This is a genomic window from Zunongwangia sp. HRR-M8 (genome assembly GCF_027594405.1).
Classification (GTDB): Bacteria; Bacteroidota; Bacteroidia; order Flavobacteriales; family Flavobacteriaceae; genus Zunongwangia.
Window position 1 is genome coordinate 2881440 of record NZ_CP115161.1, and the last position, 12877, is coordinate 2894316.

Consider the following 12877-nt stretch of genomic DNA (forward strand, 5'->3'; position numbering starts at 1 on the left):
ACTTTAAAACCTACTGTTTGAAAAGGCTTTTCGCAAAAATATCATTATTTTTTTTAGTAACCCTTTTTCTGTTTTCCTGTGATGCTGTAAAGCGCCTAGAGGAAAACCAGCAGCTTTTGGAACAAAACGACATTTACGTTAATGGCGAAAAAACTAACCAAACCAGCATTTATGGGCAGTTAGATCAAGAACCAAATACAAAATTACTGGGCATACCTTTGCGTTTGCATTTCTATAATTTGGCAAGACCTCATATCGATTCTATTTTGAATGAGAAATATATTCAGGATTCGGTAAAATTTCGAAGGCTTGTAAATCGGCTTTCCAGAAAGCAATTTGATCAATTAATTCAGAATAAAAAAGATTTTAATGCCTGGTTAAAACGTACCGGCGAAGCTCCTGTGATCTTAAAAAATAAAGATATTCAGGATTCCGAAGAGAATTTAAAATCATATTACTGGAATAATGGCTGGTTTAATGTAAAAACATCTTCAGAAATTGTTCCTTTAGACAAAGAAAAAAGAGCTCGAGTAGACTATTTTGTAGAAACCGGAAAGGCTTATGAGGTAGATTCAATCAAAACAAGAATCAGTTCTCCGGTGTTAGATTCTATTTATAATGAGCACGATCAAAATTCTATTATCAAATCTGGTAAACAATACAAAACCTTAGATTATAATGCTGAAAGGGATCGATTAACTTCCCTTTTTAGAAATAATGGTGTTTATAATTTTGAACAGGAATATATAAGTTTTGATGCAGATACCATTAATACCAATTATAATGTAAACACGAGTGTGATTATTGGTGATTTACCTACTGCTGAAGATGATACGGTAAAAAAGAGCTTCAAAATTCATAAAATTAGCCGTGTAAATATTATAACCGATTATAAATTTACCAATAAAAACAGACATTTATTAGACAGTGCACAGGTAAAAGGAGGATATTATCTCTATTCTTATGATGAATTAGACTATAAACCTGAAGCAATTACCGATGCCGTTTTTATAAGACCTGGAAGAATTTACCGGGATATCGATCGTACCAGAACCTACAGCCGTTTAAATTCGTATAGAGTTTTTAAATACCCCAATATTCAATATATGCCAGATCCCGAAGATAGCACGGGAACCGATTTAATTACCAATATTTTCTTAACACCACAACAAAAGTATTCTTTGGGTTTTAATTTTGATCTTTCTCAATCTAATATTCAAAAATTTGGGATTGGCTTTGGTGGCTCGCTATTGATTAGGAACATATTTGGAGGTGCTGAAAATTTTGAAATATCGGCAAGAGGAAGTATTGGTTCTTCCAAAGATGCCGTAACCAACAGCAGCGAGGATCGCTTTTTCGATATTACTGAAATTGGTGCTGATGTTAGTTTAACTTTCCCACGTATTTTCTTTCCTGTTAATACAGAAAAGCTAGTTCCTAAATATATGTCTCCGTTTACGTCGCTAAGTATTGGAGTAAGTACGCAAACTAATATTGGGCTCGACAAACAAAATATTACCGGAGAATTAAACTATAAGTGGACTCCTTCTAAAAAACTTACAAATAGTTTTGATTTACTCGATATCCAGTATGTAAGAAATTTAAACGCTGCCAATTACTTTAATGTTTATAGAAGTTCTTATCAAGACTTAAATGAAGTCGTAAATTCGGTAAATGTAGTGACAGATCCTGCTTACTTAAACGGTAATGGAGATCTTACAATTCCTAAAGGTGCTAATGCTTTTATAAGTGACATTAATAATAATAGAAGCACAACTACGGGGCTAACAACTAATCAATCACAACTTGTAAGGAATATTGGCGAGCGAAAACAACGTTTAACAGAGAATAATTTAATATTTGCATCAAATTTCACCTATTTGTGGAATACTAAAGATAATCTTTACGACCGTGAATTTACCCGTTTCAGAATAAAAATAGAAACCGCCGGTAATTTTTTATATGCGGTATCTGCTCTTGGTGGTCTAGATAAAAATCCTAGTGGGAATTACGATATTCTTGGCGTTAATTTTTCGCAGTATGTAAAACCCGAAGTTGATTTTATTAAGCATTGGGATTTAGGTCATCAAAATATCTTTGCTATAAGAGCTTTTGGTGGTATTGCGATTCCCTACGGAAATGCCAATAGTATCCCGTTTACAAGAAGTTTCTTTGCCGGTGGCCCTAATGATAATCGCGCCTGGCAAGCCTACGATCTTGGCCCCGGAAGCAGTGGCGGTCGCAATGAATTTAATGAAGCTAATATGAAATTAGCTCTTAATTTAGAACATCGGTATAATCTATTTGGTTCTTTAAACAGTGCATTTTTTGTAGATATTGGAAATATTTGGAATGTCCTGGATATTGTAGAAGATGAGGCATCAACATTTACCTCTTTTTCCGATTTAAAAGATATCGCTGTAGGCTCTGGCTTTGGCTTGCGCTACGATTTCAACTTTTTTATTTTAAGGTTTGATATCGGCTTTAAAACCTATAACCCAGGCAGATCTTTAGGCAACAGATGGTTTAAAGAATACAATTTTGGGCATGCGGTTTATAATGTTGGGATTAATTATCCTTTCTAAGCCAGTTTATTTTATTAATTTTGTAAACCTAATTCAACTTAAATTATGAGTCACAATATCAAACCAGGTGTAGCAACCGGAAAAGAAGTACAAGAAATATTCAATTACGCGAAAGAAAAAGGATTTGCCCTTCCTGCAGTAAACGTAATAAGCTCTAGCAGTATTAATGCTGTATTAGAAACTGCTGCTGAATTAAATTCTCCTGTAATCATTCAGTTTTCTAACGGAGGCGCACAGTTTAATGGTGGTAAAGGTCTTTCTAACGAAGATCAAAAAGCTGCTATCGCCGGTGGTGTAGCTGGCGCGAAGCATGTGCAAACTTTGGCTGAAGCTTATGGTGCAACTGTAATTATGCATACAGATCACTGTGCTAAAAAACTTTTACCTTGGATCGACGGATTATTAGACGCAAGTGAAGAACATTACGAAAAAACTGGAAAGCCGCTTTACAGTTCTCATATGATCGATCTTAGTGAAGAGCCTATTGAAGAAAATCTTGAGATTTGTAAAAAATATCTTGAGCGCATGAGCAAGATGGGAATGACTCTTGAAATTGAATTAGGTATCACTGGTGGAGAAGAAGATGGTGTTGACAATAGTGATGTTGATGCTTCAAAATTATACACACAACCAGAAGAAGTAGCTTACGCTTACGAAGAACTAAGTAAAGTTAGTGACCAGTTTACTATTGCTGCTGCCTTTGGTAACGTTCATGGTGTTTACAAACCAGGAAACGTAAAACTAACTCCTACGATTCTTAAAGACTCTCAGGAATATATCACTAAAAAATACAATGTTGAAGAAAACCATATCGATTTTGTTTTCCACGGTGGTAGTGGTTCTACTGTAGAAGAAATTCGTGAGGCTATTGGATACGGAGTAATTAAGATGAATATCGATACCGATCTTCAATACGCATACCTTGAAGGAATTAGAGACTACATGGGCGAGAACAAAGATTATCTTGCTTCGCAAATTGGTAATCCTGAAGGTGAAGATTCTCCAAACAAAAAATATTACGATCCAAGAAAATGGGTACGTGAAGGAGAACTTACTTTTAAAGCTCGTTTAAAGAAAGCTTTCGAGGATCTTAACAACGTTAATACTTTATAAGAAAACGCTTAATAAACAGCTGAAATTCTTTAATTTCGGCTGTTTTTATTTTTAGATATTAATTGCTCTTTTGTAAATGGAGTAGATTGAACAAAGGAGATAAAAACTTGAAATACTATGGCTGCTGCTTGGTTTAAAAGAACACAGAAAGGTATCCAAACCCCTACTGAGGAGAAAAAAGATGTTCCAAAAGGCTTATGGTATAAGTCCCCAACAGGAAAGATCGTTGATGCAGAACAACTAGAAAGCAATTTCTATGTAAGTCCTGAGGATGGTTATCATGTAAGAATAGGAAGTAACGAATATTTCCAAATTCTTTTTGATGATAATAATTATAAAGAATTAGACAAGGGACTTTCTGCCAAAGATCCACTTAACTTTAAAGATACTAAAAAATATACCGATCGATTAAAAACCGCTCAGGATAAAACAGGACTTAAAGACGCTGTAAGAACAGCAGTAGGAAAATCTAAAGGAAAAGAGCTGGTTATCGCCTGTATGGATTTTAAATTTATTGGAGGTTCCATGGGATCTGTAGTTGGTGAGAAAATCGCTCGCGCTGCAGATTATGCGATTCAAAATAATCTACCTTTGATGATTATCTCTAAATCTGGTGGTGCAAGAATGCAGGAAGCTGCGCTTTCTTTAATGCAATTGGCCAAAACATCAGTAAAATTAGCACAATTAGCTGAAGCTAAATTGCCATACATTTCTTTATGTACAGATCCTACCACAGGAGGAACAACAGCTTCCTTTGCGATGTTAGGAGACATTAATATTTCTGAACCGGGTGCACTTATTGGATTTGCAGGTCCTCGAGTGGTAAAAGATACCACTGGTAAAGATCTTCCAAAAGATTTCCAGACTTCCGAATTCCTGAAAGAACACGGCTTTTTAGATTTTATCACCAAAAGATCTGAACTTAAGAACAAGGTGAACCTTTATCTGGATCTTATTCAAAATCAACCAGTAAGAGCTTAATATTCAGAAAAATAATTTTCAAACAATACCTAGTAATTGTACAAAAAAGTAGTACATTTGCGGCCTGACAGATAAACTGTCAATACATAAAAATCATTTAAATAATATTGGAATGTATTTAACTAAAGAAAAGAAGGAAGAAATCTTCGAAAAGTACGGTGAAGGAAAATCCAACACTGGTTCTGCTGAAGGACAAATTGCATTATTTACTTACAGAATCTCTCACTTATCAGAACACTTAAAAAGCAATCGTAAAGATTTTAATACAGAGCGTTCTCTAGTAAGATTAGTAGGAAAAAGAAGAAGTCTTCTTGATTACTTAATGAAGAAAGATATCATGAGATATCGTGCGATCATTAAAGAATTAGGATTAAGAAAATAATTTTCAGGGGGCTTTTTGCCCCCTTTTTTTATACAGCACGGGTAGCTGCAAATACCCAAAAATTAGTTCTTTACAATTTAGGATTACTTCAATCTATAAAATTGTCACCCAAAAAGGGTAGTTTTTCATTGGTCTGCCTGCAACGACAACAACACAACTCTTGGCCGTCCAGATAAAGACGGAAAGACCAAATGTTTAACTAAATAGATCTGGTGAAGTTATTCAGATCAAATATTCAAAATTTATGATTCCACAAACATTTAAAGAGGTTATCGATCTTGGGGATGGAAGAGAAATCTCTATCGAAACCGGAAAACTAGCAAAACAGGCACACGGTTCTGTTGTTGTTAGAATGGGAGACGCGATGCTTTTGTGTACGGTAGTATCTTCGTATACGCCTACAACAATGGATTTTTTCCCACTTACATTAGATTACCGCGAAAAATTTGCCGCAGCAGGACGTTTTCCTGGCGGATATTTTAAGCGTGAAGCAAGACCTAGCAGCGAAGAAATTTTAGTGATGCGATTAGTAGATCGTGTACTAAGACCTCTTTTCCCTAAAGATTATAAATTCGAAACTCAGGTAATGATTCAGTTAATGTCTCATGATCCTGAAGTGATGCCAGATGCACTTGCTGGTTTAGCTGCTTCAGCTGCGATTCAAGTTTCTGATATACCTTTTGAAGCTCCAATTTCAGAAGTAAGAGTAGCAAGAATAGACGGTGAATTGGTAATCAACCCAAGTTTCGAACAGTTAGAGAAAGCCGATCTTGATATTATGGTTGGTGCTTCTGCAGATTCTGTAATGATGGTTGAAGGTGAGATGGATGAAATTTCTGAAGAAGAAATGGCAGAAGCCATCAAATTTGCGCACGAAGCAATAAAAGTACAGTGTGAAGCTCAATCTAGATTAAGAAAAGCCGCTGGAAAAACTGAAATTCGTGAATACGAAGTTGCTGAAGTTGACGAAGATTTACAACAAAAAATACACGATGCTGTTTACCAAAAAGCTTACGACGTAGCTAAACAGGGAAGCACAAAACAGGAAAGAACCGAAGCTATTTCTAATTTAAAAGAAGAAGTTTTGGCGATGTTTACTGAAGAAGAGCTTGAAGAAAAGCAAAAGCTTATAAACTCTTACTTTGCTGATGCCCATAAAAAAGCAGTTAGAGATGTAGTTCTTAAAGAAGGCATTCGTTTAGACGGTAGAAAAACTGATGAAATTAGACCAATTTGGTGTGAGGTAGATTACTTACCTTCTCCACACGGTTCTTCAATTTTCACCAGAGGGGAAACTCAGGCGCTGGCTACCGTAACTTTAGGTACATCTAGAGAATCAAATCAAGTAGACCTTCCAACATACCAGGGCGAAGAAAAATTCTACTTACACTATAACTTCCCTCCTTTCTCTACCGGTGAAGCTTACCCAATTAGAGGAACTTCAAGAAGAGAAATTGGGCACGGTAACCTTGCTCAAAGAGCATTAAAAGGAATGATTCCAGAAGATTGTCCTTATACAGTTCGTGTTGTTTCTGAAGTTTTAGAATCTAACGGTTCTTCTTCTATGGCAACTGTTTGTGCTGGTACAATGGCATTGATGGACGCGGGGATTCAGCTTAAAAAGCCGGTTTCTGGTATTGCTATGGGATTAATTTCTGATGGTGAAGATTTCGCAGTTCTTTCTGATATTCTTGGTGATGAAGATCACTTAGGTGATATGGATTTTAAAGTTACCGGTACAGAAGATGGTATCACTGCTTGCCAGATGGATATTAAAATCAAAGGACTTTCTTACGAGATCTTAGTAAAAGCGCTTAAACAAGCACGTGAAGGTAGACTTCACATTCTTGGGAAATTAACCGATACTATTGCGCAACCAAATGAAAACGTAAAAGGACATTCTCCAAAAATTATTACCAGAAGGATTCCTGGTGATTATATTGGAGCTTTAATTGGTCCTGGTGGGAAAGTGATCCAAGAATTACAAAAAGAAACCGGAACAGAAATCGTGATCAATGAAGATCCTGTTACTGAAGAAGGAATCGTAGAAATTCTTGGAACTAAGCAAGAAGGTATCGATAAGGTTCTTGCCAAAATCGATTCAATTACTTTTAAACCTGAAAAAGGAAGTGTTTATGAAGTGAAAGTAATTAAGCTTCTAGACTTTGGGGCAGTTGTAGAGTATCTTGACGCACCAGGAAATGAAGTATTACTTCACATCTCTGAACTTGCTTGGGAAAGAACAAACAATGTTACAGACGTTGTTAACCTTGGTGATGTTATCGATGTAAAATATTTTGGTGTAGACCCAAAAACAAGAAAAGAGAAAGTTTCTAGAAAAGCTTTACTTCCAAGACCTGAACGTACAGAGCGTCCGGAACGTAAAGAAGGTGGTGATCGTAATCACACTAAACGTGAAGACCGTAAACCAAGAGGAGACAAAAAATAGCTATATTATTTTTTTAATAAAAAGGCATCGTAAATCGATGCCTTTTTTATTTTATAATCATTTTTATTATTAAAAATTAAAATTATCTATTGTGTTAGGGATTAGCGTGTAAAGCCCGTAGTTACTGAAATCAACGCGGACTTGCAGCAGAAATCCCAACCCAAAATATCATTTTTGGATAGCAACTTACTAAAAACACATATACATTTTGTAACATTTTTTAGTCTTCTTACGTATAACTATATACAAGAGCTATTCACAATTAAAATCCAGGAGAAGATAGATGAGACAACTTAAAATTACGAAGCAGGTAACTAACCGTGAAACTGCTTCGCTAGATAAGTATTTGCAAGAAATAGGTAAGGTAGATTTAATTACCGCCGATGAAGAGGTAGAATTAGCACAAAGAATTAAAGCAGGTGATAATCGCGCGCTAGAGAAATTAACAAAGGCAAACTTACGTTTCGTTGTTTCTGTAGCAAAACAATATCAAAATCAGGGATTAACCCTTCCCGATCTTATTAACGAGGGTAACTTAGGACTTATTAAAGCTGCGAAACGTTTTGATGAAACTCGTGGTTTTAAATTTATCTCCTATGCCGTTTGGTGGATTAGACAATCTATTTTACAAGCGCTGGCTGAGCAATCTCGTATTGTACGTTTGCCACTTAACAAAATTGGATCTATTAACAAGATCAACAAAACCTTTGCTTTCTTAGAGCAATCTCACGAGCGCCCACCAAGTGCTGAAGAAATTGCAAAAGAGCTTGACATGACTATTAATGACGTAAAAGAGTCTATGAAAAACTCTGGTCGTCATGTATCTATGGATGCTCCTTTGGTAGAAGGTGAAGACTCTAATCTTTATGATGTATTACGATCTGGTGAGTCTCCAAACCCAGATAAAGATCTTTTACATGAATCGCTAAGAACAGAGATCGAGCGTGCCTTAGAAACGCTTACTCCTCGTGAGGCAGACGTTATTCGCTTATATTTTGGATTAGGAGATCAACATCCTATGACGCTTGAAGAAATTGGCGAGACTTTTGATCTTACTCGCGAGCGTGTAAGACAGATTAAAGAAAAAGCGATAAGAAGATTAAAACATACCTCTCGCAGTAAGATTTTAAAAACCTATTTAGGTTAAAAATATTTAAGATGACAACAGTTTAGTGGCGGGAGTGATGACCCGACCATAAAAATAACTGTTCGTTTTTTGATTGATGAATGACCCCGGAGTGATGACCGGGGTCGCTTCATTTTTGGGCATATCTGAATTGTTATCAAAATCCGAATAATTAGCTTTTCGTAAATACACTGCCATTAACAAATACAGCTTCAGGAGAACATAAGAATAATACAGGATGAGCAACATAATTTGGTTCTGCAGGGCGTTTCATAGGACTATTATCCGTAAGTACCTCACTAATTTCCGGATCATCTAACCAAAGTACTTCATTATATTAATAAAAATTACAGAGAACAGATTTCACTTCAGCATGTTTCCGAAAAACATGGATTTTCGGTTAAAAATTTAACTCGACTGTTTAAACAGGAAATGATCACTCTTAATCATTATTTAAATTACGTTCGTACAATTTAGGGCTATCGAATTGTTTATAGATCATAAAGAAGATATAGCAAAGGTTGGTTACAATGTAGAATATGCTCTAAGTAATCTTAGTAAAACTTTTAAAAGATTTATAGGCCAATCTCCCAGAACATTTATTCAAACTAATAAAACCGGTACATTTTATGTCTAATAGCAATAACGAAACATAAATAGAATCTTATAAATATTAAACTTAAATTAAAATCTATTTTTTCTAAGTAAAACTTTTTACATTTGCTGACTATATTTAATAGCAAAAGCTTTTGAATTTATTTGATGAAAAATCAAATATCGAAAATATTTAAGATGACAACAGTTTAGTGGTGGGAGTGATGACCCAACCATGAAAATAACTGTTCGTTTTTTGATTGATGAATGACCCCGGAGTGATGACCCGGGGTCGCTTCATTTATAAGCATTCCTAATCAATCTTTAAGTAAAAGGATAGCAGAGGGATAATTTTAATTTATTACTTTAGTATTCAACCAATTAACACCAATATGAAAAGATGGGCTGTATGTTATGTTAGTTCGGCCGCTACGTCTCTTAATGAAAAAGATGTGGACAAAATACTCTCTTGGACACAGTCCTGGAATGTAGAACATAAGCTAACTGGTCTACTTTTGTATTCTGATGGGAATTTCTTTCAGGTAATAGAAGGAGAAATGAATACGGTTAAAAATCTATTCAACAATATTTGCAATGATACGCGACATCATAATCTGATAAAAATCTTCTACAAGGAAATTGAAAAGAATTCGTTTGAATTTTATGAATCAAATTTCATCTCTAAACGATCTAAAAATTTAAATCATGAGGACGTACCTTATCTAAAATGTCTAAAAAGCTTAGATCAATCTTCACAAAAGGCAGTTCGAAATATTCTAAATGCTTTCCTCAGCGATAATTTTTAATCTTCGCCATAAACAAGGTTTATAAAATCCTCTTTTGGCAAATCTCCAAAATAAAATTTAGTATCGATATCGGCTAAAAGAGATTCTATTTCTGGCTTATCGTAACGCGCGCCAATTAGTTTATTTTCGATATTAGCAACGGGTTCTTTCCCAAAGAAATCCCCAAAAATCTTAAACTCTTCAATTCGGCCTTTATCCACAAAAATTCGAAGATCGATCTCCCCTATTGGGAATCGCCTTGTTCGTTGAATATTAAATTTTGGTGACCGTCCATAGTTCCAATCCCAAGAGTTATACTTTTCAGCTTTCAGTTTATGCACACCTTCCCATTCTTCCGGGCTTAGATGATAGGTTTCAAATTCTTCACGCTCTTCGTAAAGTCCTTTTAAAATAATACTTCTAAAGCTTTCGATATCTAAAGGTTCTTCTAAAAACTCACTAATATTAGCTACACGACTACGCACAGATTTGTGTCCTTTAGACTGAATTTTACTCATTTTCACCTGAAGTGCTTTGGTTACTTCATCCAAATCTGAATCTAGCAACAAAGTTCCGTGGCTAAACATTCTTTTTACACTACTAAATTGGGCATTTCCAGAGATCTTTCGATCGTTCACTACAATATCATTACGACCTTTCAACTCGGCTGGCACACCTATTTTATTTAGTACTTTAATTACCGGCTCGGTAAACTTTCTAAAGTTGTTTAGGCTTTTTACATCATAATCGGTAATAAAACTGAAGTTTAAATTCCCAAAATCGTGGTAAACAGCACCGCCCCCAGAAATTCTACGTACTACTTTAATGTTGTTCTCTTCAACATAAGAATGATTAATTTCTTCAAGCGTGTTTTGATTTCTACCAATAATGATCGAAGGTTCGTTGATGTAAAACAACAAGTAATCCTGACCTTGTTTAAAATTCCGAAGTATATATTCTTCTAATGCCAGATTTAAAAAAGGATCGTTATTTCCTTCATTTTCGATAAAAATCATGCTCTTTTCTCTTTAGTTTTTTCAAAGATATTCAATTAAAGATCGATAAAGAAGTCGCGTAAGCTTTTACTTATAATCTTTACACGTCAAACATATTCTTAGTATTTTTGTTAGAGAAACATACTGTAACAATGAAAGAAAAAATAATTGCCCCTTCCCTACTCGCGGCAGATTTTGCAAACCTGCAACGCGATATCGAAACAGTGAATAATAGTGAAGCACAATGGTTTCACATCGATATTATGGATGGTGTTTTTGTTCCCAACATTTCTTTTGGAATGCCGGTGTTACAGGCGATTAAAAAACATGCAAAAAAACCTTTGGATGTACATCTAATGATCGTTGATCCAGATCGATACATCAAAGATTTTGCAGCGCTTGGCACAGCTCATTTAACTGTACATTACGAAGCCTGTACCCATTTGCACAGAACGTTACAAGCGATAAAAGCTGAAGGTATGAAAGCCGGTGTCGCTATAAATCCTCATACTAATGTAGATTTATTGAAAGATGTGATAAAAGATATCGACATAGTTCTTATAATGAGCGTTAACCCAGGTTTTGGCGGGCAATCTTTTATCGAAAATACATACTCTAAAGTGAGAAGATTAAAAGAAATGATCCTTAATAATAATGCCGAAACGCTAATCGAAATAGACGGTGGGGTGACCAATAAAAATGCTTTAGAACTTACAAAAGCTGGGGCAGATGTTCTAGTTGCCGGTAGTTTTGTCTTTAAAGCTGAAAATCAATTAGAAACTATTAAAGATCTTAAGAATCTTGCAAACCAATAACGATACATACGACATTGTAATTATAGGTGGTGGTCCTATAGGAATTGCATGCGGATTAGAAGCCGAAAAACACGGTTTATCCTATGTGATCCTTGAAAAAGGTTGTTTAGTAAATAGCCTTTATTACTACCCTACCAATATGACTTTCTTTTCCACTTCTGAAAAATTGGAGTTGGACGGAATCCCATTTATAAGCACCAATCCTAAACCACGAAAAGCTGAAGCTTTAGAATATTATCGCAGAATTGCTACTTCTAACAAAATGAACATACACCTGTTCGAAAAGGTTACTGAAGTAAAATCTGATGCTGAAATAAAAGAAGTAATCACTACAAAAGGTTCTTACAAAGCTAAGAATATTGTGGTTGCTACCGGTTTTTACGATATCCCAAATTATATTAATGTTCAGGGAGAAGAACTCCCTAAAGTAGCGCATTACTATGACGATCCTCATTATTACGCTACGCAAAAAACAATTGTTGTTGGCGCTAGTAACTCGGCTGTCGATGCTGCTTTAGAAATTTATAGAAAAGGCGGAGACGTTACCATGATCGTTAGAGCCGAAGATATTGGACCACGTGTAAAATATTGGGTTAGACCAGATATCGTAAACAGGATCGAAGAAGGAAGCATTAAAGCATATTTTAATTCGAGTATCAAGGAGATTAAAGAGAAGGAAGTTATCGTGCAAACGCAAGATGGCGAAGAGCATATAGAAAATGACTTTGTGTTGCTTTTAACAGGATATCGTCCAAATTTCGAGTTTTTAAATAAAATAGGAATCGCTTTAAAAGACGAAAGCAAGCGAATCCCGATGTACGATGAAAAAACAATGGAAACCAATATTCCTGGGATTTATCTAGCCGGCGTTATTTGCGGTGGGATGGAGACCTACAAATGGTTTATCGAAAACTCCAGGGTTCATGCGAAACTTATCGTAGCCAACATCCTTGGATAAAATTTAAAATCTCGCAAGCTCCGAAGTTTGAATCGGAAAGTCTTTTTTTACAATTTCGAAGCAAGCCTCGGGGAATTCTCGGGGAATTCTCGGG

At 35.4% G+C, this 12877-nt stretch carries 11 protein-coding genes; 9 read left to right on the forward strand and 2 right to left on the reverse strand.

Going from position 1 to position 12877, the window contains the following annotated elements; genetic code table 11:
* Positions 1-17: 17 nt before the first annotated feature.
* The 6 genes from tamL (at position 18) to PBT89_RS12460 (ending at position 8657) form a co-directional block, all read left to right on the forward strand.
* Positions 18-2585, forward strand: a complete 2568-nt coding sequence (gene tamL, locus PBT89_RS12435; protein ID WP_270062183.1) for a translocation and assembly module lipoprotein TamL — start codon at positions 18-20, stop codon at positions 2583-2585.
* Between the two features lie 45 nt (positions 2586-2630).
* Positions 2631-3698 carry a class II fructose-bisphosphate aldolase gene (gene fbaA / locus PBT89_RS12440; RefSeq protein WP_270062184.1) on the forward strand — a complete coding sequence of 356 codons (1068 nt, stop codon included), beginning with the start codon at positions 2631-2633 and terminating at the stop codon, positions 3696-3698.
* 117 nt (positions 3699-3815) lie between these two features.
* Entirely contained in the window at positions 3816-4679 is an 864-nt protein-coding gene (gene accD / locus PBT89_RS12445; RefSeq protein WP_270060567.1) for an acetyl-CoA carboxylase, carboxyltransferase subunit beta, read from the forward strand.
* Between the two features lie 112 nt (positions 4680-4791).
* Positions 4792-5061 (forward strand): 30S ribosomal protein S15, encoded by a 270-nt coding sequence (rpsO, locus tag PBT89_RS12450; protein ID WP_270060566.1) that lies wholly within the window; start codon positions 4792-4794, stop codon positions 5059-5061.
* A gap of 244 nt (positions 5062-5305) precedes the next feature.
* The gene (locus PBT89_RS12455; RefSeq protein WP_270062185.1) at positions 5306-7510 is read left to right on the forward strand and encodes a polyribonucleotide nucleotidyltransferase; all 2205 of its coding nucleotides are present in this window, start codon (positions 5306-5308) and stop codon (positions 7508-7510) included.
* A 283-nt stretch (positions 7511-7793) separates the two neighbouring features.
* Positions 7794-8657 (forward strand): sigma-70 family RNA polymerase sigma factor, encoded by an 864-nt coding sequence (locus tag PBT89_RS12460; RefSeq protein WP_013070425.1) that lies wholly within the window; start codon positions 7794-7796, stop codon positions 8655-8657.
* A gap of 151 nt (positions 8658-8808) precedes the next feature.
* Here PBT89_RS12460 and PBT89_RS16840 read toward each other — a convergent pair whose 3' ends face one another.
* Positions 8809-8910: a hypothetical protein gene (locus PBT89_RS16840; RefSeq protein WP_443089597.1), complete on the reverse strand. Its 102-nt coding sequence runs from the start codon at positions 8908-8910 to the stop codon at positions 8809-8811.
* 712 nt (positions 8911-9622) lie between these two features.
* On the opposite strand from PBT89_RS16840, the gene PBT89_RS12465 reads away from it, so the two are divergent.
* Positions 9623-10036, forward strand: a complete 414-nt coding sequence (locus tag PBT89_RS12465) for a BLUF domain-containing protein (RefSeq protein ID WP_270062186.1) — start codon at positions 9623-9625, stop codon at positions 10034-10036.
* Here PBT89_RS12465 and PBT89_RS12470 read toward each other — a convergent pair.
* Entirely contained in the window at positions 10033-11031 is a 999-nt protein-coding gene (locus tag PBT89_RS12470) for a lipoate--protein ligase (protein WP_270062187.1), read from the reverse strand. The two genes, PBT89_RS12465 and PBT89_RS12470, sit on opposite strands and share 4 nt — an antisense overlap.
* Positions 11032-11162: 131 nt before the next feature.
* Between PBT89_RS12470 and rpe the strand changes: the two genes are divergently transcribed.
* Positions 11163-11825: a ribulose-phosphate 3-epimerase gene (gene rpe, locus PBT89_RS12475; RefSeq protein WP_270062188.1), complete on the forward strand. Its 663-nt coding sequence runs from the start codon at positions 11163-11165 to the stop codon at positions 11823-11825.
* Positions 11812-12783 (forward strand): YpdA family putative bacillithiol disulfide reductase, encoded by a 972-nt coding sequence (locus PBT89_RS12480; RefSeq protein WP_270062189.1) that lies wholly within the window; start codon positions 11812-11814, stop codon positions 12781-12783. The genes rpe and PBT89_RS12480 overlap by 14 nt, the downstream gene beginning before the upstream one ends.
* The last annotated feature ends 94 nt before the right edge of the window (positions 12784-12877 follow it).